The sequence below is a fragment of the Streptomyces sp. NPDC019937 genome, assembly GCF_040631655.1.
Lineage (GTDB): Bacteria > Actinomycetota > Actinomycetes > Streptomycetales > Streptomycetaceae > Streptomyces.
Window position 1 is genome coordinate 192,505 of the sequence record NZ_JBEYAL010000002.1, and the last position, 24,167, is coordinate 216,671.

Here is a 24,167-nt window from a genome sequence, read left to right on the forward strand (position 1 = left end):
TGGGGCACCCCGGCGCATGGCGCGCCCGCGCGACGTCCGTCAGCACACGCTGGAGGCCTTAGACCCATGAACACCCACGGACCGCGGGGCACCTCCGGGCCCCATCCGCCCCTGCTCGGCCGTCCGGCCCGGGGGCGCAACCCGCTGCGCAGGCGGACGGACCGGATCCAGTCCTGGTTCACCGCGCTCTTCCTGCTGGTCCTCGTGCTCGGCCTGCCGATGGCCGCGATCAGCGCGGGGAACGCCGCGTACGCGTCGCAGATGCGCGTCGTACACGACCAGGCCATGGCGCGGCACCAGATCACCGCGCGGCTCGCCGAGTCCCCTCCCGGCGGGCCGGGCCAGTCGGAGGCCACCGACCTGAGGATGGCGAAGGTCGACTGGACGGGCGACGACGGCGCCCGGCACACCGGGGTGGCCACCGTGCCCGGCGGTGCGGACGCGGGCGCGGAGGTACGGGTGTGGGTGGGCCCGGACGGGGATCTCGCCCAGCCGCCCACCTCCCCCACGACCGCGCGGACGATGGGCTGGTTCACCGGCATGCTGACCGCCGCGGCCGTGGCCGCCGCGGCGTTCGCGGGGCGGGCCCGGGTCCGGCAGGTGCTGGACCGCCGCCGGTACGCGCGATGGGATGCAGAGTGGAAAGTGGTGGAACCCGCGTGGTCCGGCAGGAACCGTCGCTGACCGCTCTCCGGTGGCTCCGGCCGCCTCGCCGCCCCGCCGCGGGTCCGCACGCGAGGTGAGGAGCAGACGATGCCGCACACAGTGGAGTGGAAGGTCCATCTCTACCTCTACGAGGACCAGGGCAGGACGAAGGCGCGCGTCGAGCTGGACACCGGCGACACGGCGCTCACCGGCCGGGGCACGGCGCGGTGCAACCCGGAGGACCGGGACATCCCGGTGATCGGCGACGAGCTGGCGGCGGGCCGGGCCCTGAGCGATCTCGGGCAGCAGTTGCTGCGGGCCGCCGAACACGACATCGAGAGCGAGGAGCCACCGGCGCCGCGTAAGCCCCGGCCCGGATACGGCTGGGTGGTCTGACCTCTCAGTCGCCGGGTGGCCGGGACGCGGCCGCGCCGACGTCCTCGGCGGCCTTGGCGAGCAGATCGAGCATGGCCAGCTCCGCGCGCGGGGCGTCCCGGTCGCGCACCGCGTCCAGCACCCGGCGGTGGCTGGGCACCGGGTCGTCGGCGTCGCCGCGCGCGTGCACCAGCCGGTCGCGCTCGCGCAGCCCGGGCTCCAGGATCAGATCGAACCGGGCGAGGAGTTCGTTGCCGGTGGCGGCGAGCAGCGCCCGGTGGAAGGCGGCGTCGGCGTCCGCTTCGGCGGGCAGGTCGCCCCGGGCGCGTTCCATCGCGGTCAGCGCCGCCTCCAGCGCGGTCAGGTCGGCGTCGGTGCGGCGCAGCGCGGCCCGGTGGGCGGCGGCGGGCTCCACGACGGAGCGCACATCGGTGAGGTCGCGCATCAGCCGCTCGCCGTCGCCGCCCGCCATGCGCCAGCGGATCACGTCGGCGTCCAGGAGGTTCCAGGCGGAGCGGGGGCGGACGTAGGTGCCGCGCTTCTGCCGGGCGTCGATGAGTCCCTTTCCGGCCAGCACCTTCAGGGATTCGCGCATCACGGTGAGGCTGACGTCCAGTTCGTCACCGAGGGCCCGTACGTCCAGGACGTCGCCCTCGGCCCAGTGGCCGCCGACGATGCGGGCGCCCAGCCGCTGGACCACCTGGCCGTGCACACCGCGGCCGGAATAGGACGCCATGGGCTTCTCCTCGTCAACGCGGGACCACTGGGCATTATTTATGAATACATCTTGACACCCCCCAGGCCCGCCCGGACGATGAACCGACCTCACCGACGAGCACGCCGACCGCGGGGAGCCCCCTGTGACGCAGTCGCCGCACGCCCATCTCCCGGCCACGCTGACCATCTCGCTGTGGGACTTCAGCTGGTACACCCGTACCGGCCCGGGCGAGCCCTTCGCCGATCTGGACCGCGCCTTCGAGGACGCCGTCGCCCGCGGCTACAACACGGTGCGCGTCTGCGCGATGCCCTACCTGCTCTTCGGCTCGGGACTCGACACCAGCCGGCTGCGGCTGCGCCCGCTGGGCGGCGACTACGGGCAGCGGATGCGCTGGTACGACGTGGGCGCGGTCGCCGAGATCGACGGACGCGCCCATCTGCGGGCGCTGTTCGAGGCGGCCATCCGGCACGACTGCTACGTCATCCTCTCCAGCTGGGAGTACCAGCAGAGCCCGTCGTTCGCCGAGGACCGCGCCTGGTTCGACGCCCTGATGGCGGTCGATCCCGAGCGGCGCGCCGAGGCGCTGGCGGACGCGCTGGCCGACCTGATCGACTTCCTCGTCCTGTACGGCCTGGAGGACCGGATCGCCTTCACCGAACTGCACAACGAGGTGCAGGGGACCCGGCTCACCGACGGGCTGCGGGGCGAGGACCGGGTCGTCGCGCTGCGCCCGCGCCTGGAGCGCGGTCTCGCCCGGTTCAGGGAGCGCCACCCGAACCGGCCGGTCACCGTCAACTACGCCATGGTGCCGGTGGGTTCGCTGCGCGGGGTGCCCCGGGACATCGACGTCGCCGTGTTCCATCCGTATGTCTACGGGGTGCTCGGCGAGCTGATCGATACCTTCGCGATCCGCGACCGGGCCCGGCCCTTCCCCCAGCCGCGGGCCCGCCGGGAGCTGCTGCGCCCCGGCGCGCCCGATCTGGCGGACTGGGTGCCGCCGGAGCGCGACCGGTGGCGGCTGGCGGCCACCACGGTCGGGCCGCGGGAGATCTACGTCCACGACTGGTGCGATCCGGTCAAGTGGGACGCCTGGCTGTACGAGCGCTACGCGACGCACCGGCTGGCGATGGAGCAGAAGCTGGTCACCTGGATCGAGGCGGCCGCGGACTGGGCGGCGGAGACGGGTGTGCCGCTGGTCTTCGGTGAGGGCTGGATCGGCTACACCCCGCTGCACGGCACGTTCGAGGAGGGCCCGGTGGGGGCCGCGTTCTGCCGCCGCGCCGTGACCGAGGCGGCGCGGGTCGGGGCGTGGGGCGCGGTGGTGTGCTCCAACGCCGCGCCGCAGCACCCGATGTGGCAGGACATCGCGCTGCAGCGGGAGTGCAACGCCATACTGCGCGGCTGAGGTCATTCCCCGGCCGTCACCACTCGGCGAACGAGCCGTCCGGGTGGCGCCAGATCGGGCCGCGCCAGTCGGGGGTGGTTCCGTCGGCGGCGCGCACGGCCTTCTCGTCGACCTCGATGCCGAGCCCGGGGGCGGCCGGCCGGTTGATGTGGCCTTCGTGGAAGCGGAACACCTCGGGGTCGACCACGTAGTCGAGGACTTCGGCGCCGTCGTTGTAGTGGATGCCGATGCTCTGTTCCTGGATCAGGAAGTTGGGGGTCGCGAAGGCGATCTGGAGGCTGGCGGCGAGCGAGACCGGGCCCAGCGGGCAGTGGGGGGCGAGGGGGATGTCGAAGACCTCGGCGAGCGAGGCGATGCGCCGCACCTCGGAGATGCCCCCGGCGTGCGAGAGGTCGGGCTGCAGCACCGCGACCCCGGCCCGCAGCGCGGGCAGCGCGTCGGTGCGCGAGTAGAGCCGTTCACCGGTGGCGATGGGAACGGGCGAGGAGGCGACGAGATCGCCGAGCAGATGCGTGTATTCGGGGAGGACCGGCTCCTCGGCGAACAGCGGGTCGTACGGGGCCAGATGGGGCAGCATCTTGCGGGCACCCGCGGCGGTGAAGCGGCCGTGGAAGTCGACCGCGAAGTCCCGGTCCGGCCCCAGGGCCTCGCGCGCGGCGGCGGCGCGGGCCACGACGGCGTCGATGTCGGAGACGGTGGGCAGCCGGTTCATCCGCCCGGAGGCGTTCATCTTCACGGCGGTGAATCCCGCCTCGACCTGGGCGGCGACCGCCTCGCCGATCGCGGCGGGCTCGTCGCCGCCGACCCAGCTGTAGGCGCGGACCCGGTCCCGTACCGGGCCGCCGAGCAGGACGTGGACGGGCACGCCGAGGGTCTTGCCCGCGATGTCCCACAGCGCCTGGTCGAGCCCGGCGACGGCGCTGGAGAGCACCGGGCCGCCGCGGTAGAAGGAGCCCTTGGTCATCAGCTGCCAGTGGTCCTCGATCCGCGCGGGGTCCTTGCCGACGAGGAGTTCGGACAGCTCGTGGACGGCGGTGCGGACGGTGGCGGCGCGGCCCTCGACCACCGGCTCGCCCCAGCCGACGACGCCCTCGTCGGTCTCCACGCGGCACAGCAGCCAGCGCGGCGGGACGGCGAAGGTCTCCACACGGGTGATGATCACAAATCGCTCCTCAGGAACTGGTCTTCAGCACGCTCCACCCGCCGTCGACCACCAGCGAGGCGCCGGTGACGAACGAGGCGTCGCCGCCGAGCAGGAAGGCGATGGCCCCGGCCACCTCCTCCGGGCGTCCGAGGCGGCGGGCCGCGGTCTGCTCGGCGCTGCCCAGCCGGTCCTCCTCGCTGATCCCGGCCCAGGCGCGGGTGAGGACGGGGCCCGGCAGGACGGCGTTGACCCGCACTCCGGGGCCGTACTCGACCGCCAGCTGGCGGGTCAGCCCGGTGAGCCCGGCCTTGCCGGCCGCGTAGGCGGGGCGGCCGGGGAGCCCGACGAGGGCGTGCACGGACGACACCAGGACCGCGCTCCCCCGGGTGGCCCGCAGGCCGGGGAGGCAGGCGCGGAAACCCAGGAAGGCGGCGGTGAGGCCGACCGACAGCTGCCGGTTCCACTCGTCGAGGCCGATCGCGTCGGCGGCCCCGATCCGTACCGTTGTGGCGTTGCTGACCAGCCCGGACACCGGTCCGTAGCGCGTGGTCGCGGTGCGCACCGCCGCGTCCCAGGAGGCCTCGTCGGCCACGTCGCAGTACTGGAAGACGGCCCGGCCGCCGTCGGCGCGGATGTCCCGGGCGACGCCCTCGCCCTCTTCGCGCAGCACATCGGCGATCACCACTCCGGCACCGTCCGCGGCCAGCCGGCGGGCGGTCGCCTCGCCGATGCCGCCGGCGGCGCCGGTGACGATCACGCAGCCGGGTCCCCGAGCGGGTCCCCGGGCGGGGGAAGAAGGGCTCACGGCCGATATTAAATATGAATTAATGAGTGACGCCAAGGGGTCCCGTCAACCGGGCGGAGTAAAATTCGCTGCACGTGCCGGAACGAGGCGAGAGCGCATGCGATGGGCGACAGCACCTTCCGTGGATGGCCCCACCACCTCCCCGACCTGATCTCGGACGCCACCTGTGTGGTCGACGGGCGGGGCGTGCTGACCGGCTGGGGCCTCGGCGCGCGGAACCTCCTCGGATACCGGGCCGAGGACGTGGTGGGACGCCCGGTGGCCGAGCTGTTCGCGCACCGAGGCCCGGGACCGCCCCGCCTCGACGCGTACACCGCCGCCGGGGGCGGCCCCGCGGTGCTGCGCCACCGCGACGGCCACCAAATCCCCACCGTCCTGTGGGCCCAGCCGTGGTCCCTGGGCGACGGGCACCCCCACTGGCTGCTGCAGGCCACCCGCGAGGAGTCGGTGCGGCGCCAGGACATCGGCCGCGCGCTCCTGGACGGCCTGGGCCTGACGTCACCCGTCGCGATGAGCGTCTACGACACCGAGTGCCGCTGCCTGATGCAGAACGCCGCGCTGCGGCGGCTCAGTGGCGTCCAGGACGAGGAACGCCTGGGGCGCACCCTGGGCGAGACCGTCTCGCAGGTGGACACCTCCGGAATCGAGGAGATGCAGGACCGGGTGCTCCGCCAGGGCGTCACGGTCGCCGACGTCGAGGTGCGGGGCCGGGTGCCCTCCGACCCGGGCCGGGAGCGCGTCTGGTCCAACTCGGTCTTCCCGCTCAAGGACCGCTCCGGCGAGGTCTTCGCCGTCTGCCACGCGGTGCTCGACATCACCGAGCGGCACCGCGCCCGCGAGCGGCTGGCGGTGCTGAACGACGCCAGCGTCCGCATCGGCTCCACCCTGGACCTGCTGCACACGGCCCAGGAGCTGGCGGACGTGGCGGTGCCCCGGCTCGCCGACTTCGCCTGCGTCGACCTGATCGACTCGGTCTTCGAGGGCGACGAGCCGCCCACCGGCGCGGTGGGCAGCGAGACGGTGTTCCGGCGCGCCGCGCACCAGTCCATCGTGCCCGGCACCCCGGAGGCGGTGGCAGACGTGGAGGACGTGGACGTCCACGCGTCCGCCCCCAACTCCCCCTTCGCCCGCGCCCTGGCCACCGGCACCTCCATCCGGGAGACGGTGAACGGCCCGGGGCCGGACCCCGGCTGGCTCGACGGCGATCCCCTGCGGGCCGAGGGTATCCAGCGGTGGGGCATCCACTCCTGGATGGTGGTGCCGGTACGGGCGCGCGGCAGCACCCTCGGGGTGGCCGTCTTCCTGCGGCGGCAGCGCCCCGACCCCTTCGAACAGGACGATCTGCTGCTGGCCGACGAGATCGTGGCCCGCGCCGCGGTCTGCATCGACAACGCCCGCCGCTACACCCGCGAACGCGGCACCGCCCTCGCCCTCCAGCGCAGCCTGCTCCCCCAGCGGCTGCCCGACCAGGCGGCGGTGGAGGCCCGGTCGCGCTATCTGCCGGCCGGCAGCCGGCTGGGGGTGGGCGGCGACTGGTTCGATGTGATCCCGCTGTCCGGGGCCCGGGTGGCGCTCGTCGTGGGGGACGTGGTCGGCCACGGGATGAAGGCCGCCGTCACCATGGGACGGCTGCGCACCGCCGTCCGCACCCTGGCCGATCTCGACCTTCCCCCCGACGAACTGCTCGCCCACGTCGACGACCAGGTGCGGCGGCTGGTCGACGAACAGGCCGCCGAGGGCCAGGAGTCCGGCGACGCCACGGACCCCGCGTCCGCGTTCGCCTCCGAACCGGCCATCGACGCCTGGGCCTTCGGCGCCACCTGCGTGTACGCCGTCTACGACCCCATCACCCGGCACCTCGCCTTCGCCCGGGCCGGCCATCCCCCGCCCGCCGTCATCACCCCCGGCGGCCGCGCCCGGTTCCTGGAGTCCGCGAACGGGCCGCCGCTGGGCGTGGGCGGGCTGCCGTTCGAGGCCACCGAGGCCGAACTGCCCGACCACAGCCTGCTGGTGTTCTACACCGACGGCCTGGTGGAATCGCGCGACCACGACATCGACGCCGGGCTGGACCGGCTGCGCCGCGCCCTGGACGACGGGTGCGGCGATCTGTCGCCGGACGCGGTGTGCGACACCGTCGTCTCCCAGCTGATCCCCGGGCCCCCCTCCGACGACGTGGCGCTGCTGGTGGCCCGTACCCGGGCGCTGAGCGACGAGCTCTGCGCCGCCTGGGACCTGCCGGCCGAGCCCGCGGTCGTCGCCCGGGCCCGGGCGCGGGTGGCGCACCAGCTGGCACGGTGGCGGCTGGACCATCTCGTGGCCACCACGCAGGTCGTGGTCACCGAGCTGCTCACCAACGCGATCGTGCACGCCCGTGGCCCGATCCAGCTGCGGCTGGTCAGAAACCAGTCGCTGATCTGCGAGGTCTCCGACAGCAGCGCGGCCGCACCGCATCTGCGCCGGGCCGGGCGGATGGACGAGGGCGGCCGCGGTCTGTTCCTCATCGCCCAGCTCAGCCAGCGCTGGGGGACCCGGTACTCGGCGGACCGCAAGACCATCTGGGCCGAGCAGCCGCTGACCGGTCCGCTCCGGTAGGCGGTGTCTTCCGGTACGCACCCGCCCCCGGCGGGTACGTGATGCGGATGTGAGCGCTTCTCTCCCCGGTCCGGCCACGCGCCGCGCCCTCGTGGCGGGTTCGGCCGGCAACCTCATCGAGTGGTACGAGTTCGGTGTCTACGGCTTCTTCGCGACGGTCATCGCCGCGAACTTCTTCACCCCCGAGGGCGGCAGCGCCCTCGAGGGCCTGGTCAAGACCTACGCCTCGTTCGGGCTCGCGTTCTTCTTCCGGCCCATCGGCGCCGCCGTCTTCGGCCGCGCCGGCGACCGGATCGGGCGGCGCCCGACCCTGATCCTGGTGCTGCTGCTGATGACCGGCGCCACCACGCTCATCGGCCTGCTGCCCACGTACGACACGGTCGGCGCCGCCGCCCCGTGGCTGCTGACCCTGGTGCGGATCCTGCAAGGGCTGTCCGCGGGCGGGGAGTTCGGTGGCGCGGTGTCGATCATGACGGAGTTCGCTCCGCCGGGGCGCCGCGGGCTGTACGGGGCGTGGCAGTCGTTCACCGTCGCGCTGGGGCTGCTCGCGGGCGCCGGGACGGCCGCCGTCCTGGCCACCGCGCTGAGCGAGGAGGCCCTGAACGACTGGGGCTGGCGGCTGCCGTTCCTGCTGGCCCTGCCGATCGGGCTGGCCGCGCTGTGGCTGCGGCTGCGGCTGGAGGAGACCCCGTCGTTCCGCGCGACGCACGCGGCGAGCGCGCCGGCCGGTCCCATCGCCTCCCGCCGCGAGGTGGCCCGGGCCGTCGTCCTGGGTGCCGGACGCATCATGGGCTGGGCCGCGGCCGGATACACCTTCCTGGTCGTCATGCCCTCGTATCTGCAGGCCACCCTGGACGCCACGTTCCAGCAGGCGCTGATCGCCACGGTGGTGGCCAACGCCGGGTTCGCGGCCGCCATCCTCCCGGCGGGGCTGCTCAGCGACCGGATCGGGCGGCGCCCGGTCATGCTGACCGGTGCCGCCCTCGTCACCGTGCTCGCCTTCCCGCTGCTCAACCTGCTGCAGGACCCGGGCAGTTCGGCCCTCGTGCAGGGCGTGGCCGTCTTCGTGGCGGGCGCGGTGGTCGGGCTGATGGCGGGCCCCGGCCCGGCGATGCTCGCCGAGATGTTCCCGACCCGGGTCCGGTACACGGGACTCGGGCTGGCGTACGCGCTGTCGAACGCCGTGTTCTCCGGGTGCGCCGGGCTGATCATCACCGAGGCGATCAAACGGACCGGTGAGGCGGACATCCCCGCCTACTACGTGGCCGCGACCGGCGCCCTCAGCCTGGTCGCCCTGGCCACCCTGCGCGGCGACGCCCACCGGGGCGCGCTGCGGGAGGAGGAGCGGCCCACGCCCCGCGACGAGACCGAGGAGGAGACCCCGTGCGCGTGATCGGACTGATGTCGGGCACATCCCATGACGCGGTGGACGCGGCGGCCGCCGATCTGGCCCTCGACGGCGACACCCTGGTGCTCGCCCCGCTGGGCCTGCTCAGCGCCGCATATCCGGACACGTTGCGCGCGGCGCTGGCCGCCGCGCTGCCACCGGCGGCGACCACCATGGCGGAGGTGTGCGCGCTGGACACCCGTATCGGCCAGGCCTTCGCCCGGCTCGCCGTCCGCGCCGACCGGGAACTGTGCGACGGGCGGGCCGATCTGATCAGCTCGCACGGCCAGACCGCGTACCACTGGGCCGAGGACGGCCGGGTGCACGGCACGCTGCAGCTCGGGCAGCCCGCCTGGATCGCCGAGGCCACCGGCGTCCCCGTCGTCTCCGATCTGCGCGGCCGGGACGTGGCGGCGGGCGGCCAGGGCGCCCCGCTGGTCAGCCTGGTCGACACGCTGTGGCTGCGCGGACGGCCCGGGGTGTGCGCCGCCCTGAACCTGGGCGGCATCGCCAATCTCACCGTGGTCCCCCGGGCCGGTGAGCCGCTGGCCTTCGACACCGGCCCCGCGAACGCCCTGATCGACGCGGCGGTCCGGGATCTGACGGGCGGCCGGCTCGACCACGACGCGGACGGCGCCCTCGCGGCGCGCGGCACCGTGCACCCCGGGCTGCTGGAGCGGCTGCTGGCCGAGCCGTACTACGCGCTGCCGCCGCCCAAGACGACCGGCAAGGAGCTGTTCCACCTCCCCTATCTGCGGGCCGCGCTGGCGGCCACCGGCTCCGTCGCCGACCACGACGTCGTCGCCACCGTCACCGAGCTGACCGCCCGCACCGTGGCCGACGCGGCGCGCTCCGTCCACGCCACCGAGGTGATCGCCTCCGGCGGCGGCGTCCGCAACCCCGCCCTGATGGCCGCGCTCGGCCGCGACCTCGGCGCCATCACCCTGCGGGCCTCCGACGAGCTGGGGCTTCCGGCGGCGGCCAAGGAGGCGTACGCCTTCGCCGTCCTGGGCTTCCTGACCGCCCACGGCCTGGCGGGCACGGTGCCGAGCTGCACCGGCGCCCGGCACCCGGCCGTCCTCGGCTCGATCACCCCGGGACGGCGGCCGCTCGTGCTGCCGCCGCCGGACCGTCCGGCGCCGTCCCGGCTGGAGATCTTCCGCCGGTGAGGAGAGGCAAAGGCCCCGGGGCACCTGCTGTCAGCGGCCGGGGGCGGCGGGTGAGCCGGCGGGCCCGGCCCGCGCTCGGCGGCTTGGGAGCCAGGAACCAGCTGGTTCGGGGCCTCCCCGTCGCTTCTGGCCGCACCCGTCGGCCAGGTCGCGCAGGGAACCGGCCTTCAGTCTTCAGGAACGGCCGTAGAGCGCGTGGAGACAGGTCGCCATGTAGCGCAGCCGGTCGGTCTGCGGCCGGCGGGACCGCGCGGCGGGCCCCACGACCCAGCCCCGTCCGGTCCGGGCCTTCCTGGGGAGCGGGGCGCGCCATGAGCATGTGCCGTCCGTCGCGGACGCGGTTTCCTCAGCCGCCTCGTCGGCACCGGAGGAAGATCTGCTCCTCGGGCGGGACATCCGAGGAGGCCGGTGCGTAGCTGTAGGACGACTCGCCGACGATCTCGAAGCGGGCCGCCTCGATGACCTCGCGCAGATCGTCCCGCAGATAGCCGGTGACCCGGATGGTGGAGCGGAGGAACGGGATCGAGAAGTCGTCCACATCGGCCTCCACCATCGACAGGGCGAACAGCCCGCCGGGGAGCAGCAGGCGGCGGATGGTGCCCAGCGCGAGCGGGATCTCGGCACGGGGCAGCATCAGCAGCGAGAAGAACGCCGTGACCGCCTCGAACCGGCCGAGATCGACCGGGCCTCCGCGGCGCAGATCGGCGATGTCCGCCTGGTGGAAGTCGGCGCCGGGGACAGCGGACCGGGCGAGCCGCACCATTCCGGCGGACAGGTCGACGCCGGTGACCCGGAGCCCCGCGCCGGTCAGCTGGCGCGCGGTGGGCAGCCCGGTGCCGCAGCCCAGATCGAGCACCCGGGATCCGCGCGGGAGGGCGCCGATCAGCCAATCGCCCGCGGCGAGCTGGCCGTCCTTGTGCGGGAACGCCTCGTCGTAGCGGTCGCCGATGGCGTCGAACGCCTCGGCCTGACCGCTGCGGTCGAGCCGTATGTTTCCGTAGCCGGTGTCGCCGGTCCCGTCGCTCACGGACACATCCCCGAGGGTCTCGACATCACCCCCATTCTCCTCGCATTCCGGCCGCGCGCCATGGCCCGGGCAGACCTTCCGGCGCGGTCAGCCGGTGCCGCCCTTGGGCTTTTCGTCGTCCACGATCTCCGCGTCCACGACCTCGTCGCCGTCCGCGTGCGGCTGGTCCTGGCCCCCCTGGCCGCCTCCGCCGCCGCCCGGGGTCCCGGACTGCGCTTGCGCCTGCGCGTAGAGGGCGGTGCCGATCTTCTGCCCGACGGTGGCGGCCTTGTCGGTGGCGTCCCGGATCGCGGTGGTGTCCTCGCCCTTCAGCGTCTCCTTCAGCTCGGCGACCGCCGTCTCGGCCTCCTCCCGGACGTCCCCGGGCACCTTCCCGGCCTGGTCGCGCAGCAGCTTCTCGGTCTGGTAGACGAGGGATTCGGCCTGGTTGCGGGTCTCGGCGGCCTCGCGGCGCTTGTGGTCCTCCTCCGCGTAACTCTCGGCCTCGCGCATCATGCGGTCGATGTCGTCCTTCGGCAGCGCCGAGCCGCCGGTGACCGTCATCCGCTGCTCCTTGCCGGTGCCCAGGTCCTTGGCGGAGACGTGCATGATGCCGTTGGCGTCGATGTCGAAGGCCACTTCGATCTGCGGCACCCCGCGCGGGGCCGGCGGCAGGCCGGTCAGCTCGAACATCCCGAGCTTCTTGTTGTACGCGGCGATCTCCCGTTCGCCCTGGAACACCTGGATCTGCACCGACGGCTGGTTGTCCTCGGCCGTGGTGAAGACCTCCGAGCGCTTGGTGGGGATCGTCGTGTTGCGCTCGATCAGCTTGGTCATGATCCCGCCCTTGGTCTCGATGCCGAGGGACAGCGGGGTGACGTCCAGCAGCAGGACGTCCTTGACCTCGCCCTTGAGCACACCGGCCTGGAGGGACGCGCCGATGGCCACGACCTCGTCCGGGTTGACGCCCTTGTGCGGGTCCTTGCCGGTCAGCTCCTTGACCAGGCCGGTCACCGCGGGCATCCGGGTCGAGCCGCCGACCATGATCACATGATCGATGTCGGAGGTCTTGACCCCGGCATCCTTGATCGCCTGGTGGAAGGGGGCCTTGCAGCGCTCCAGCAGGTCCTCGGTGAGCTGCTGGAACTGCGAGCGGGTGAGCTTCTCGTCCAGGTGCAGCGGGCCCTCGGCGGAGGCGGTGATGTAGGGCAGGTTGATCGCGGTCTCGGTCGCCGCGGACAGTTCGATCTTGGCCTTCTCGGCGGCCTCGCGCAGTCGTTGCACCGCCATCTTGTCCTTGGACAGATCGACCCCGTAATGGTTCTTGAACCGCGTCACCAGGTGGTCGACGACGCGCTGGTCCCAGTCGTCGCCGCCCAGTTGGGTGTCCCCGTTGGTGGCCTTGACCTCCACGACCCCCTCGCCGATCTCCAGCAGCGAGACGTCGAAGGTGCCGCCGCCGAGGTCGAAGACCAGGATCCGCTGGTCGTTCTCCCGGTCCAGCCCGTACGCGAGGGCGGCCGCCGTGGGCTCGTTGATGATGCGCAGCACCTTCAGCCCGGCGATCTCGCCCGCCTCCTTGGTGGCGGTGCGCTGGCTGTCGTTGAAGTACGCGGGGACGGTGATGACGGCGTCCGTGACGTCCTCGCCGAGGTACCCCTCCGCGTCGCGCTTGAGCTTCTGCAGCACCCGCGCGGAGATCTCCTGGGCGGTGTAGCGCTTGCCGTCCACCTCGCCCGTGGCGGGGAAGCGCCAGCGCTCCTCCCCCATGTGGCGCTTGACCGACCGGGCGGTGCGGTCCACGTTGGTCACCGCCTGGCGCTTGGCGACCTCGCCGACCAGCACCTCGCCGTTCTTCGCGAAGGCGACCACCGAGGGGGTGGTCCGGGCGCCTTCGGTGTTGGTGATGACGGTGGGCTCGCCGCCCTCGAGGACCGAGACCACGGAGTTCGTCGTCCCCAGGTCGATACCGACTGCGCGGGTCATCTCGAACCACCTCCCGATACGCTCCCAGTATCCCAAAAGCTGTTCATTGCCGGATATGTCCGCCGCGACCGCGGTACGGGGTGAAGGACACCACCAGGACCAGCGCGACCAGCCCGGCCGGGAGGGCGGGCGCGGCCGGAGCGGCATGGGTGACCAGCAGGGCGCCGAGCGCCGCGCCCACGACGAGGGCGGCGAGCAGCACCACGCTGAGCCGGCGCACCCGGCCGTCGCGGGCCACGTCGACCAGCAGACCGGTCAGGGTGCCGGTGAGGTACGTGGTGGACATCCCGGGCGGCCCGATGGCGCGCACCAGACCGCTCTGGCCGCCCATGGCGAGCGCGGCCACCGCGAGCAGCCCCAGCCGCACGCCCCCGCCCGGGTGGCCGCCCGCGGTGGCCCACCCCGCCCACAGCCCGCCGAGCGCGAGCACTTCCACGCCGAGGGCCCAGCGGGTGCGCACGGCGGCCCGCTCGCCCCGGACGATACGGGCGCTGAGCAGGGCGCCCACGATGAAACCGGCCACCGCGACGGCGGCGTCCCGGGCCCGGTCCGGGTCCTGTGCGCCCGCCGAGATGCCGAGGAGGGAGAGGTTGGCCGTCATGACGCTGGTGAAGACGCCGCCGAGGGCGAGGAAGCTGATCGCGTCCATCGCGCCGGTGGCCACGGTGAGCGCGACGGCGATCGCCGCCAGACCGCCGTCGCCGGTGCCGCGCGCCCGTCCGCCCGGTGGCGGCGCGGTGCCGTCCCCGGGCGGGGCCGCGGTCTCGTCGCCGTCCGCCATCGGCCACCTCCGGCCGCCCCGGGTGCCCCGCCGGGGGCGCGGGAAACAGCGGTCCGGTACGCGCGGGGAACACTGGTCCCGGACGCAAAGGATCAGTGGTCCGGGATTCCGGCCGTATTCCGCTTCCCGTACCGCCACGGCGTCGCTAGGTTCGGGGTGCCCCACCCCGTAACTTCCCCTGAGCCGTGGAGGAATGCCGCACGTGTCCCGCGAACTCCATCACCGCGCGGTCGTCGCCGACGCCCACAACGATCTGCTGGTGGCCGTCGCCGCCCGCCCGCCACGGCGCTGGGCGTCCTTCTTCCGGGAGCGGTGGCTGCCCCAGCTGCGCGAGGGCGGGGTGGACCTCCAGGTGCTGCCGGTCTTCATCGATGACCAGTTCCGCCCCGAGGGCGCGCTGCGGGAGACGCTCCGCATGATCGAGTGTGCCCATAGGCTGGCCGAGGGCAACCCGGACGAGGTACGGCTGTGCCTGGACGGGTCCGACATCGACGCCGCGCTGGCGGAGGGCAGGATCGCGCTGGTGCTGGCGCTGGAGAGCGCCCCCGGCATCGACGCCGACGTGGAACTGATCCCCACCGTCCACCGCCTGGGCGTGCGGATCGCGTCCATCGCCCACTGGGGGCGCACCGCGCTGGCCGACGGCAGCGGCGAGGACGCCACCGGTAGCCGGCTGACGGCGGCCGGGGTCGAGGCGCTGCGGGAGATGGAGCGGCTGGGCATCCTCTTCGACGTCTCGCATCTGAGCGCGTCGGGCGTCGCCCATGTGCTGGAGCTGGCCACCCGTCCGGTGCTGGCCACCCATTCGTCGGCGCGTGCGCTGCTGGACCATCACCGCAATCTCACCGATGAGCAGATCCGCGGCATCGTGGCCACCGGTGGCATGGTGTGCGTGAACTTCCTCGGCGAGTTCCTGGCCACCGACCCGGCCGAGCGGACGGTGGACCGGCTGGCCGATCACATCGCGCATATCGCGGGGGTCGCCGGGCCGGACCGGGTGGGCCTGGGGCCGGACTTCATCAAGGAGGTCGCTTCCGATGTCAACCCGCCGTGCTGCGAGGATGTGGAGTACGCCGAGCTGGTCGTCCCCGGGCTGGAAGGGCCCCGCGGCCTCCCTCTGGTCACCGAGGCACTGATGGGCAGGGGCTTCTCCGAGGCCGCGGTCCACCAGATCCTCGGCGGCAATGTGCTGGACCTGTTCCGCAAGGAGCTGGGCCGCCCCGCGTGAGCCGGCGCGCCGGCCGCCCCGCGCAGGCGGTGAACGGCGGACCGCCCGCGCAGGCGGTGAACGGCCGGTGCGACGTCGGCGGGCGGCACCGCCGCCGCGATGCCGCCCGCTCCTCGAAGGGCCGTCAGGAACCCGCCACCGCCGCGGGTTCCGCGGACGTCCCGGCCGGGGCCTTGGCACCGGCGCGCACCCACAGCGGCTTCAGCCGGTAGGTCAGCAGGTACAGCACCACGGAGGCGCCCGCGCCGACGTACATGCTCAGGTCACCGGCGCTCGGGTACGCCGAGGCGAACGCACCGGTGTACAGCTTGGACTCCCAGAAGGGTATGGACGCCAGCACGCCGCCCGCCCAGGCGACGAAGCCCCAGGAGAGCACCCGTCCGCGGTCGTACAGTTCGGCGATCCGCGCCGGGTCGGAGCGGCCGCCCAGCCAGTAGTCCAGGAGCAGCACGGTGGCGAAGGGCGCGATGAAGTACGCGGTGAGGTTGAGGAACACGGAGAACTTCTCCTCGATCCCGGACTCGCCCCACAGGCTGATCACATACGCCAGCAGGCAGATGACGGTGACCGCCTGGGTCCGGGTGACCGGCACCTTCAGGGTCTGCACGGAGATGGCGCCGCCGTAGACGTTGAGGAAGTTCTGCGCGAGCGCCGAGAGACCGACCGCGATGAGCGCGGGCACGGCGAACGGCCCGGCCAGTTCGTGGAGGGCGGTGATGGAGTCGGTGCTGTTGGCGTTCGAGCCGACCAGGACGCCCAGGATGCCGAGCCAGCAGATGGTGACGAAGTTGCCCAACCCGGTGTACCAGGCGGTGCGGCTCACCATCTTCGGGGTGTCCGGCAGATAGCGCGAGTAGTCGGAGGCGAACGGCGCCCAGGCGACCAGGAAGGAGAGGAACCAGCCGCAGAAGGTGATCCAGCCGCCGGTGTCCCCGATGTAGCCGGACGCCTTCGGGTCGGCCTCGAAGGTGCCCGCGCCCCGCACCAGGGCCACGACCGTGATCATCGCAAACAGCGGTGTCAGTACATAAGTCAGCACGCGCTGAAGGAAATTGATCATGTTGTAGCCGAAGATGGACACCACCAGCTCGATCGCGGTGAGCAGCAACCCACAGAGCCAGTAGGGCAGATGGGTCAGCTCCGAGATCGCCTTGCCACCGAGGATCACGGTGACCGAGGCCCAGCCGACCCCGGCGAACACATTGATGTACGCCACCGGCAGGAAGTTGCCGAAGAAGCCCAGTGGTCCGCGTGCCTGGATCTGCTGCGGCACCCCGAGCCGTACACCCATCTTGGACATCACGGCCATCAGCAGCGAGCCGACCCCGGCTCCGACGACGATCGCGGCGACCGCGCCGGTGAAGCTGAGGCCCAGGCTGATCGCGCTGAATCCGAGCAGGATGATCGGGAAGTTGAGGCCGGCGGCGAACCAGACGAAGAACTGCGAGCTGGGCTTGCCGTGCCGCTCGTTGTCGGGGATGTGATCGACCCCGAAGGGTTCGACTTTGGTGACCGCGCTGCCGTAGACCGGCGCCGCATCGTCGTGGGTCATGGGCTTGGCTCCTGGGGACAGGGGAGATCTGGGCGTCAGGGGGTGGCAGGCTGCGGAGGGAAGGATGGGTCCAGGCGCGGCCGAAGGCGTCTCACCACGGCAAAGGCGCTGTGTTCGAGATATCGAAAAACCCGCCACCACTGTAGACCAGAGGTGCCAGGTCCTCGTGACGGGCCGCGACCACCCGGCCGGTGAAGACGGTGTGGCTGCCCGCTTCCAGCCGCTCGCCGATCTCCACCTCCAGCTGGGCGCAGGACCCGTCGATCAGGGGGACGCCGGAGTCGCCCGGGGTCCAGGACAGTCCGGCGAACTTGTCGTCGGACTTGGACGCGAAGACCTTGGCGACGTCCAGCTGACCGGCGGCGAGGATGTTGATGCCCAGATGGGTGGACCGGTGCAGCGCGGGGTGGGTGGTGGAGCTGCGCTGCACACAGACCAGCACCATCGGCGGGTCCAGTGAGATGCTGGAGAAGGCGTTGACGGCCAGCCCCCTGGGCGTACCGGCGTCGTCGGTGGTCACCACGGTCACGCCGGTGATGAACTTGCGGTGCACCCCGCGCACCAGGTCGGCGTCGACGGCGGCCTCCTGGGTGGTGGTGATGATCCCCAGCGCCTCCAGCAGCTGACGGGGGTCCCAGGTCACCCACTCCTCGGCGATCACACCGTTGTCGAAGTGGGTGAAGGTGGCGCCGGAGACCTCGACCGGGCGGCCGGTGGGCGGCACGCCGAGGAAGTCGCCGGTGTGGCTGCCGGTGCTGCGCCAGCGGATCGCCAGCTCCTCGCCGTCCTCGACGATCTCCTCGATCTCGGTGTGCAGATCGGGGAACGCCTCACGGATGGCGCGTACGGAGTTCTTGAACTGCTCGCGGTCCTGGGGCGCCGCGGCCGGGCCGCGCCGCCGGACATAGCCGGGGCTCAGCAACTCGTCGAACGCCTCCATCCGGCCCTGATCCCAGGCGGCCTGCCAGGCGGAGCGGATGCGGGCGGTGCGGTCAAGAGTGTGCGTCATGACAGATCCCTCAATCGGCTCTTGTATGGCAGAGGACGCTAAGAACGGCGCCAGCCGCTGTCAACACCTTGGGACAAATGAGCCGGGAAAGAACCGCTCTCGCACCAAATACACAGGTCAAAGTTGTTGCCTGGGCGTTAACCCTTGACGGGCCCCAACCGGACTCCTAGCCTCCCTGCCATGGCACAGCGCGACCCGGAAGAACAGGACGGACGCTGCATGCGATTCTCGATATTCCACAACCTCGGAGCACCGGGCCGGCTCGGCTCCTACGCCGACGTCATGGACGAGGCACGGGAGTTCGCGGTCGCCGCGGACCGCGCGGGCTTCTGGTCCACCTGGTACACCGAGCACCACTTCGGCCACGAGGCCATCGAGATCACTCCGAACCCGGTCCTGATGGGCGCCGACATCGCCGCCCGTACCGAGAACATCAGGATCGGCCAGGCGGCGAACATCGCCACCTTCTGGCATCCGCTGCGGCTCGCCGAGGACATCGCGATGCTCGACCAGCTCTCCGGCGGCCGGGTCGAGGTCGGCCTCGGACGCGGGCTCTACGGGCGCGAGGCGCTCAATCTGAACGCGCTCGCCGACCCGCGCGACCAGGAGCAGAACCGCGCGCTGTACGACGAGACGGTGGACATCCTGCGCAAGGCGTGGAGCGGCGAGTTCTTCTCGCACCAGGGCCGCTTCTACCAGTTCCCCGCCCCCGGGGTGAAGTGGAACCATCCGCTCTCCCCCGCCACCCCGGACTACATGGAGGACGGGGTCATCACCAAGATGCAGGTGACGCCGTTCCCGCTGCAGCGCCCGCATCCGCCGCTGTGGCAGGTCATCGACAGCCCGCGGTCGATCAAGGCGGCCGCGGCCGACGGGGTCCAGGGGATGTTCTGGCTGCCGCCGGTCTCGGCGCTCAAGGAGCGCTTCGAGCTGTACCGCACCACCGCGAGCCAGGCGTCGGGCCGCGAGTACGCGCTCGGCGAGGGCATCGGCCTGGTACGGGACGTGTACGTGGCCGACACCATGGAGCAGGCGCGCGCGGACTTCGAGGAAGCGCTGATGACCACCTACCGGTGGATCATGCACTTCCGGGGCCTGGGCAACCTGATGGAGGCGGGCGAGGAACTGACCGACGCCCACGAGCTGTCCTTCGACTTCCTGGCGCAGCGCAATCTGCTGGTCGGCACCCCCGAGTACGTCTCGGAGAAGATCGCCGAGCTGCGGGAGGAGGTGGGCCTGGAGCATCTGCTGCTGTGGACCACCCACCCCGGTCTGGAGCACCGCAAGGCGATGCGCAGCCTGGAGCTGTTCGCTGAGAAGGTCATGCCGCGGTTCACCGATGGCGGCGACCATGGCTGACCTGGGCCTGCGCAAGGTCGTCAGCGTCACCGACGAGGTGCTGCTGGAGCTGGGGCGGCCGGTGGCCTCCTCCGTGCGCCGGGTCGCGGCCGCGGCGGTGATCCGTAACCCGTGGGCGGGCCTGGGCCTGGTCGCCGATCTGCAGCCCGAGGTCGAGCGGATCGCCCCGGGGCTCGCGCGGATGCTCACCGACCGGGTGAGCGAGGCGCTGGGCGGCGTGGAGCGCGTCGAGGCGTTCGGCAAGGCCGCGATCGTCGGGCTGAACGGGGAGATCGAACACGGCGGGGCGCTGATCCACACCCCGTTCTTCGGCAATGTCCTGCGGGAGCTGACCGAGGGCACCTCGATCATCGTGTTCAGCGACGACCGGCTCCCGGCGGGTGAGCCGCTGACCGTGCCGCTGTGGCACAAGACGGCGGCCGCGACCCGCTCGCACTACCAGACGTGCCAGATCCGCATCCCCGACGCGCCCCGGCCCGACGAGATCGTCGTCATCGCGGCCGGCGCCTCCGGCCCCCGCCCCAACGCGCGGATCGGGGACCGGGCCACCGATCCCGTCATCCGCCTCGCCGACCTGGAAGACCCGGCAGATACGGCAGCCCCGAAAAACATGGAGACCGTGCAGTGAACGTCCGCAAGATCATCACCTTCACCGAGGACATCCACAGCGAGGGCGGCCGTCCGGTGGACCCGCCCGCCCGTACCGCGGTGGTGCTCGCCGTCATCGAGAACCCCTGGGCCGGGCAGGGCTATGTGACGGATCTGCTGCCGGGCATCGACGAGGTGGCGCCGAAGCTCGGCGAGCTGCTGGCGCCGCGGGTGGTCGAGGCGCTGGGCGCGCCGGTCGAGGCATACGGGAAGGCCGCCATCGTGGGCCTGGACGGGGAGATCGAGCACGGCTCCGGGCTGATCCACACGCTCAAGTTCGGCGACCACTTCCGCAAGGCGGCGAAGGCGACCACCCTGCTGCCGGCCGTGGAGAAGCGCGCGGCCGCGGGCACGGTCTTCGACATCCCGCTCAAGCACATCACCGACGCCACGATCCGCTCGCACCACCAGAGCATCGAGGTGCGGGTGGCGGACGGACCACGCGCCGACGAGATTGTCATCGGGCTCGCGGCCGCCGCCCAGGGCCGCCCCCAGGCCCGGCTGGCCCCGCTCGCCACGGAGCAGTGAGCGCCATGGGCACGGGCGGCGGTAGGCACGCGCCCCGGGCGGGTGGCCCGGCCCGTCCGTCCGGGGCGCGCTCCACCACACCGGTCGCGCTGGCGCACGAGACGCACGGCGCCGGACCGGGCCTCGTCCTGCTGCACGGGGTCGGGCTCGACCGGAGCATGTGGGAGCGGTGTCTGCCCGCGCTCACGGCCCGGCACCGGGTGACGCTGGTCGATCTGCGCGGCCACGGCGCCTCCCCGGCCGCGGCCCCCGGGGTGTCGGTCGCCGAGCTGGCCGCTGACGTGGCGGCCCTGCTGAGCGGGCCGGCGCATGTCGTCGGCTTCTCGCTCGGCGCCCTGGTCGCCCAGCAGCTCGGCCTGGACCGGCCGGACCTCACCGCCTCGCTGACGCTCGTCAGCTCGGTGGCGGGGCGGTCGGAGGACGAGCGCGCGGCGGTGGCGCGGCGGCGGGAGGTGGCGGCCCGGGACTTCGGGGCGTCCGCGTGGGCTGCGGTCGACCGCTGGTTCTCGCCCGGCTGGCGGGCCCAGGAGCCCCTTCTGGCGCAGCGGGTGCTGGACACGCTGCTGGCCAACGACCCCGTCTCCTACCTCGCCTGTTACGACGTCTTCGCGACCGCCGACGCCGGGCTGTGGCCGCGGCTGCCCCGGATCACCGCCCCCACTCTCGCGGTGACCGGGCAGGACGACCCCGGCTCCACCCCGGCCATGTCGCGGCGGCTCGCGCGGCGGATCCCCGGCGCCCGGGCGGTGATCGTGCCCGGGGCCCGCCATCTGCTGCCGCTGGAGTGCCCGGAGCACCTGGCCGACGCGATCCTCACCCACACCGGACATCAGGAGTGCCACAGCTCATGAACCGCCTGCCGCGCCACGACCACTACATCGCGGGCGAGTGGACCGCCCCCGCCGACGGCGGCTACTTCGCCAGCGTCAACCCGGCCACCGCCGAGCCCTGGTACGAGGCGGCGAACGGCACCGCCCCCGATGTGGAGCGCGCGGTGGCCGCCGCCCGCGCCGCCTTCGAGGATCCGCACTGGCGGGACCTGAGCCAGACCCGGCGCGGCCGGCTGCTGCGCGACCTCGGCGATCTGATCGGCGAACACGCCGAGGAGCTGGCCCGCACCGAATCCCTGGACAACGGCAAGCTGCTGCGCGAGATGCGGGCCCAACTCGCGGGCCTGCCCGAGTACTTCTATTACTACGCGGGGCTCGCCGACAAGATCCAGGGCGATGTCATCCCGGGCGCGAGCCGGGAGCTGCTCAACTACACGCTGCGCGAACCGGTGGGCGTGGTGGGGGCCATCACCCCCTGGAACTCCCCGCTGCTGCTCACCGCCACCAAGCTCGCCCCGGCGCTGGCCGCGGGCAACACGATGGTCATCAAGCCGTCGGAGCACACCTCGGCCTCGCTTCTGGCGCTCGCCCCGCTCTTCGCGGAGGCGGGCTTCCCGCCGGGCGTGGTCAACGTGGTCACCGGCTTCGGCGCCACCGCGGGCGGCCCGCTGACCGAGCACCGGGACGTGGCCAAGGTGAGCTTCACCGGCTCCACCGGAACCGGCCGCCGGATCGCCCGTACCTGCGCGGACCGGCTGATCCGCTGCACCCTGGAGCTGGGCGGCAAATCGCCCAACATCATCTTCCCGGACGCCGACCTCGGCTCGGCCGCCATGGGCGTGATCGCCGGGGTGTTCGCCGCCGCGGGCCAGACCTGTGTGGCGGGCAGCCGGGTGCTGGTGCACCGCGAGGTGTACGACGAGGTCCTGGAGCGGGTGGCGGCCCGGGCCGCGACCATCGCGATCGGCGACCCGCTCGACGAGGCCACCGAGCTGGGCCCGCTGGCCATCGCCGAGCAGCTGGAGAAGGTCGAGGGCTACGTCGAGCTGGGCCGCTCCGAGGGCGGAAAGGTGGTGTGCGGCGGGGGCCGGCCTGACACCGGGCTGAACGGTTACTTCTACTCCCCCACCGTGTTCACCGGCGTCGACAACACGCTGCGGATCTGCCAGGAGGAGATCTTCGGGCCGGTGGCCACCGTCCTGCCCTTCGAGTCCGAGGACGAGGCCCTTTCGATCGCCAACAACTCGGCGTACGGCCTCGCGGCGGGGGTGTGGACCCGGGATGTGAACCGGGTGCACCGGATGGCGTCCCGGCTGGAGGCGGGCACGGTCTGGGCCAACACCTACCGTTCGATGTCGCCGATGTCGCCCCGGGCGGGCTTCAAGAGCAGCGGCATGGGCACCGAGCACGGCACGGAGGTCATCCGGGAGTACACCCGGCTGAAGAGCGTGTGGATCAACACCAGCGAGGAACCGGCCGGGGATCCGTTCATCCTCAGGTCATGACGGCATGGGGTCCGTGACGACACATCCAGGCGGGAGCGCTCTTGTATGGCAGACCACACGAGCCTGTCCCCGGTTGACGGGGAGAGAGCGCCCAGCCTACGGTTCCGTGCCATGCAACGACCCACAGGCAAGCGGCTTCAGCAGACCAGCATGCAGGCGAGGGTTGCCGAAGAGCTGCGGCAGATGATCATCAGTGGCGAACTGCCGCCCCGCTCCAGCCTGTCCGAGATGGCGCTGTCCGAGACCTTCGGGGTCAGCCGGACGCCCATCCGCGAGGCCCTCAAGCAGCTCCAGATAGAGGGGCTGGTGGAAGTCCGGCCCCGGGTCGGCACGTTCGTCGCCGTACCGTCGCGCCGTGAGCTGACCGAGCTGTTCCAGATGAAGGAGCTGTTCGAGGGCGCCGCCGCCCGGCTGCTCGCCTTCCGTGGGAACGTGCCGGAGGTGGAGCAGCTGGAGGCCAGCATGCGAGCGGCCGACCAGGCCGTCAGGGACGGCGACGCGGAGCGCTACGCGGCGCTGGTCCACGAGTTCCACGATCTGATCGTCAGGGGCGCGGACAACAGCAAGCTGGAGGGGCACTACCGCACCCTGATGAACCAGCTCGCCTACGCCCGGCTGGTGCGCACCTCGCTGTCCCGCCCCGGGCGGCTCATCGAGTCGGACTCCGAGCATCACCGCGTCCTCAGCCTGATCCAGGCCAAGGACGGCGACGGCGCGGAGCGGGTGATGCGCGAGCATGTGCGCGCCAGCCACCAGGCCCTGATGACGGGAATGGACGAGCGCGGGCACTGACGGTCCCGGCGCCGCCGGCCGCCGGTCAGCCCTCGTTGGCGGCCCGGGCGGCGCGCAGCGCCGAGCGGAGCCGGTTCTTGGCGCCGAGGAGGTGCTCCCGCAGGGTGGTGACGGCGGTCTCGGTCTCGCCACCCCGCACGGTCTCCAGCAGGTCGACATGGGCCTCGGCGGAGGGGTGCAGATCGACGTCCTGGGCGTTGGTGACATCGAGGACGACGCCGAACGTGGGGCGGTACTGCTCCCAGACGGCGACCAGTCGGCGGTGCCCGGACAGCAGGTAGAACTGGGAGTGGAACTCCAGGTCGGCGAGGGCGAAGTCGCTGGGCGCGGAGCGGTCGGCGGCGTCCCGCATCCGGTCGACGAAGCCCTGGGCGCGGTCCCAGTCGCCGGGTCCGGCCCGGCCGATGGCGAGGGTGAGGGCCAGGGTCTCCAGGGATTCCCGCAGCGTGTACAGCTCGTCGACGTCGTCCTCGGTGAGCCCGGTGACGAAGACCCCGCGGCGGCGGGATTCGACCAGCCCCTCGGCCTCCAGCTGCCGCAGCGCGTCGCGGACCGGGCCGCGGCTGACGTCGTACTGCTCGGCGAGGGCGCCCTCGACGAGGTGGGTGCCGGGGCGCTGCCGTCCTGAGATGATGAGGACGCGCAGCTCATGGGCGACCAGATCGCCGAGGGACTGCTGCTGTAGCGAGGTGATGGGCACCGA

The 24,167-nt window shown here is 72.6% G+C and carries 22 protein-coding genes; 13 read left to right on the forward strand and 9 right to left on the reverse strand.

Annotated features, from left to right (window positions below; translation table 11 throughout):
* Positions 1-66: 66 nt before the first annotated feature.
* Both ABZ562_RS02575 and ABZ562_RS02580 read left to right on the forward strand, forming a co-directional pair.
* Entirely contained in the window at positions 67-684 is a 618-nt protein-coding gene (locus tag ABZ562_RS02575; protein WP_361472920.1) for a hypothetical protein, read from the forward strand.
* Between the two features lie 69 nt (positions 685-753).
* Positions 754-1,041, forward strand: a complete 288-nt coding sequence (locus ABZ562_RS02580; RefSeq protein WP_361472923.1) for a DUF1876 domain-containing protein — start codon at positions 754-756, stop codon at positions 1,039-1,041.
* A gap of 4 nt (positions 1,042-1,045) precedes the next feature.
* On the opposite strand, the gene ABZ562_RS02585 is transcribed toward ABZ562_RS02580, so the two are convergent.
* Positions 1,046-1,756: a FadR/GntR family transcriptional regulator gene (locus ABZ562_RS02585; protein ID WP_361472925.1), complete on the reverse strand. Its 711-nt coding sequence runs from the start codon at positions 1,754-1,756 to the stop codon at positions 1,046-1,048.
* A gap of 124 nt (positions 1,757-1,880) precedes the next feature.
* On the opposite strand from ABZ562_RS02585, the gene ABZ562_RS02590 reads away from it, so the two are divergent.
* A complete protein-coding gene (locus ABZ562_RS02590; RefSeq protein WP_361472928.1) occupies positions 1,881-3,143 on the forward strand; it encodes a cellulase-like family protein in 1,263 nt (420 codons plus the stop codon).
* Positions 3,144-3,159: 16 nt separating this feature from the next.
* Here ABZ562_RS02590 and dgoD read toward each other — a convergent pair whose 3' ends face one another.
* A complete protein-coding gene (gene dgoD, locus ABZ562_RS02595; RefSeq protein WP_361472931.1) occupies positions 3,160-4,305 on the reverse strand; it encodes a galactonate dehydratase in 1,146 nt (381 codons plus the stop codon).
* Positions 4,306-4,315: 10 nt separating this feature from the next.
* On the reverse strand, positions 4,316-5,044 hold the full coding sequence (locus tag ABZ562_RS02600) for an SDR family NAD(P)-dependent oxidoreductase (RefSeq protein ID WP_361472934.1): 729 nt from the start codon (positions 5,042-5,044) through the stop codon (positions 4,316-4,318).
* A gap of 150 nt (positions 5,045-5,194) precedes the next feature.
* On the opposite strand from ABZ562_RS02600, the gene ABZ562_RS02605 reads away from it, so the two are divergent.
* From ABZ562_RS02605 to ABZ562_RS02615, 3 genes are read left to right on the forward strand one after another with little or no spacing between them, the layout of a single operon-like run.
* On the forward strand, positions 5,195-7,684 hold the full coding sequence (locus tag ABZ562_RS02605) for a SpoIIE family protein phosphatase (RefSeq protein ID WP_361472937.1): 2,490 nt from the start codon (positions 5,195-5,197) through the stop codon (positions 7,682-7,684).
* Between the two features lie 49 nt (positions 7,685-7,733).
* Complete coding sequence (locus ABZ562_RS02610; protein ID WP_361472940.1) at positions 7,734-9,077, forward strand: MFS transporter; 1,344 nt, start codon at positions 7,734-7,736, stop codon at positions 9,075-9,077.
* Entirely contained in the window at positions 9,068-10,240 is a 1,173-nt protein-coding gene (locus tag ABZ562_RS02615; RefSeq protein WP_361472943.1) for an anhydro-N-acetylmuramic acid kinase, read from the forward strand. Before ABZ562_RS02610 ends, ABZ562_RS02615 begins: the two co-directional genes overlap by 10 nt.
* Before the next feature lie 346 nt (positions 10,241-10,586).
* On the opposite strand, the gene ABZ562_RS02620 is transcribed toward ABZ562_RS02615, so the two are convergent.
* The 3 genes from ABZ562_RS02620 to ABZ562_RS02630 all read right to left on the reverse strand — a co-directional run bounded on the left by ABZ562_RS02620 (position 10,587) and on the right by ABZ562_RS02630 (position 14,013).
* Positions 10,587-11,273 carry a class I SAM-dependent methyltransferase gene (locus ABZ562_RS02620; RefSeq protein ID WP_361472946.1) on the reverse strand — a complete coding sequence of 229 codons (687 nt, stop codon included), beginning with the start codon at positions 11,271-11,273 and terminating at the stop codon, positions 10,587-10,589.
* Positions 11,274-11,354: 81 nt separating this feature from the next.
* Positions 11,355-13,232, reverse strand: a complete 1,878-nt coding sequence (gene dnaK / locus ABZ562_RS02625) for a molecular chaperone DnaK (RefSeq protein ID WP_361472949.1) — start codon at positions 13,230-13,232, stop codon at positions 11,355-11,357.
* 43 nt (positions 13,233-13,275) lie between these two features.
* Positions 13,276-14,013: a YoaK family protein gene (locus ABZ562_RS02630; RefSeq protein ID WP_361472952.1), complete on the reverse strand. Its 738-nt coding sequence runs from the start codon at positions 14,011-14,013 to the stop codon at positions 13,276-13,278.
* A 193-nt stretch (positions 14,014-14,206) separates the two neighbouring features.
* Here ABZ562_RS02630 and ABZ562_RS02635 point away from each other — a divergent pair, with 193 nt between their 5' ends.
* The gene (locus ABZ562_RS02635) at positions 14,207-15,241 is read left to right on the forward strand and encodes a membrane dipeptidase (protein ID WP_361472955.1); all 1,035 of its coding nucleotides are present in this window, start codon (positions 14,207-14,209) and stop codon (positions 15,239-15,241) included.
* 124 nt (positions 15,242-15,365) lie between these two features.
* Here the strand turns inward: ABZ562_RS02635 and ABZ562_RS02640 are convergent, their stop codons facing one another.
* Positions 15,366-16,793 (reverse strand): cytosine permease, encoded by a 1,428-nt coding sequence (locus ABZ562_RS02640; RefSeq protein ID WP_361472958.1) that lies wholly within the window; start codon positions 16,791-16,793, stop codon positions 15,366-15,368.
* Between the two features lie 91 nt (positions 16,794-16,884).
* The gene (locus ABZ562_RS02645) at positions 16,885-17,802 is read right to left on the reverse strand and encodes a flavin reductase (protein WP_361472961.1); all 918 of its coding nucleotides are present in this window, start codon (positions 17,800-17,802) and stop codon (positions 16,885-16,887) included.
* A 219-nt stretch (positions 17,803-18,021) separates the two neighbouring features.
* Here ABZ562_RS02645 and ABZ562_RS02650 point away from each other — a divergent pair, with 219 nt between their 5' ends.
* From ABZ562_RS02650 to ABZ562_RS02675, 6 genes are all read left to right on the forward strand, one after another.
* A complete protein-coding gene (locus ABZ562_RS02650; RefSeq protein WP_361472964.1) occupies positions 18,022-19,161 on the forward strand; it encodes an LLM class flavin-dependent oxidoreductase in 1,140 nt (379 codons plus the stop codon).
* Positions 19,154-19,789 (forward strand): amino acid synthesis family protein, encoded by a 636-nt coding sequence (locus tag ABZ562_RS02655; RefSeq protein WP_361472967.1) that lies wholly within the window; start codon positions 19,154-19,156, stop codon positions 19,787-19,789. Before ABZ562_RS02650 ends, ABZ562_RS02655 begins: the two co-directional genes overlap by 8 nt.
* Entirely contained in the window at positions 19,786-20,337 is a 552-nt protein-coding gene (locus ABZ562_RS02660; protein ID WP_055555671.1) for an amino acid synthesis family protein, read from the forward strand. The genes ABZ562_RS02655 and ABZ562_RS02660 overlap by 4 nt, the downstream gene beginning before the upstream one ends.
* A 5-nt stretch (positions 20,338-20,342) precedes the next feature.
* Positions 20,343-21,188 (forward strand): alpha/beta fold hydrolase, encoded by an 846-nt coding sequence (locus tag ABZ562_RS02665; RefSeq protein ID WP_361472969.1) that lies wholly within the window; start codon positions 20,343-20,345, stop codon positions 21,186-21,188.
* Entirely contained in the window at positions 21,185-22,672 is a 1,488-nt protein-coding gene (locus tag ABZ562_RS02670) for an aldehyde dehydrogenase (protein ID WP_361472972.1), read from the forward strand. The genes ABZ562_RS02665 and ABZ562_RS02670 overlap by 4 nt, the downstream gene beginning before the upstream one ends.
* A 111-nt stretch (positions 22,673-22,783) precedes the next feature.
* Entirely contained in the window at positions 22,784-23,464 is a 681-nt protein-coding gene (locus tag ABZ562_RS02675; protein ID WP_055555674.1) for a GntR family transcriptional regulator, read from the forward strand.
* A gap of 25 nt (positions 23,465-23,489) precedes the next feature.
* Here ABZ562_RS02675 and ABZ562_RS02680 read toward each other — a convergent pair whose 3' ends face one another.
* Complete coding sequence (locus ABZ562_RS02680) at positions 23,490-24,164, reverse strand: GntR family transcriptional regulator (protein ID WP_361472975.1); 675 nt, start codon at positions 24,162-24,164, stop codon at positions 23,490-23,492.
* Between the last annotated feature and the right edge of the window lie 3 nt (positions 24,165-24,167).

What these genes read in the sequence shown, in the direction of transcription:
- ABZ562_RS02645 (WP_361472961.1), bottom strand. Translation starts at nt 17,802, where the DNA reads ATGACGCACACTCTTGACCGCACCGCCCGCATCCGCTCCGCCTGGCAG.
- ABZ562_RS02605 (WP_361472937.1), top strand. Translation starts at nt 5,195, where the DNA reads ATGGGCGACAGCACCTTCCGTGGATGGCCCCACCACCTCCCCGACCTG.
- ABZ562_RS02650 (WP_361472964.1), top strand. Translation starts at nt 18,022, where the DNA reads ATGCGATTCTCGATATTCCACAACCTCGGAGCACCGGGCCGGCTCGGC.
- ABZ562_RS02670 (WP_361472972.1), top strand. Translation starts at nt 21,185, where the DNA reads ATGAACCGCCTGCCGCGCCACGACCACTACATCGCGGGCGAGTGGACC.
- ABZ562_RS02665 (WP_361472969.1), top strand. Translation starts at nt 20,343, where the DNA reads ATGGGCACGGGCGGCGGTAGGCACGCGCCCCGGGCGGGTGGCCCGGCC.
- ABZ562_RS02585 (WP_361472925.1), bottom strand. Translation starts at nt 1,756, where the DNA reads ATGGCGTCCTATTCCGGCCGCGGTGTGCACGGCCAGGTGGTCCAGCGG.
- dnaK (WP_361472949.1), bottom strand. Translation starts at nt 13,232, where the DNA reads ATGACCCGCGCAGTCGGTATCGACCTGGGGACGACGAACTCCGTGGTC.
- ABZ562_RS02630 (WP_361472952.1), bottom strand. Translation starts at nt 14,013, where the DNA reads ATGGCGGACGGCGACGAGACCGCGGCCCCGCCCGGGGACGGCACCGCG.
- ABZ562_RS02675 (WP_055555674.1), top strand. Translation starts at nt 22,784, where the DNA reads ATGCAACGACCCACAGGCAAGCGGCTTCAGCAGACCAGCATGCAGGCG.
- ABZ562_RS02575 (WP_361472920.1), top strand. Translation starts at nt 67, where the DNA reads ATGAACACCCACGGACCGCGGGGCACCTCCGGGCCCCATCCGCCCCTG.
- ABZ562_RS02580 (WP_361472923.1), top strand. Translation starts at nt 754, where the DNA reads ATGCCGCACACAGTGGAGTGGAAGGTCCATCTCTACCTCTACGAGGAC.
- ABZ562_RS02640 (WP_361472958.1), bottom strand. Translation starts at nt 16,793, where the DNA reads ATGACCCACGACGATGCGGCGCCGGTCTACGGCAGCGCGGTCACCAAA.
- ABZ562_RS02635 (WP_361472955.1), top strand. Translation starts at nt 14,207, where the DNA reads ATGCCGCACGTGTCCCGCGAACTCCATCACCGCGCGGTCGTCGCCGAC.
- ABZ562_RS02655 (WP_361472967.1), top strand. Translation starts at nt 19,154, where the DNA reads ATGGCTGACCTGGGCCTGCGCAAGGTCGTCAGCGTCACCGACGAGGTG.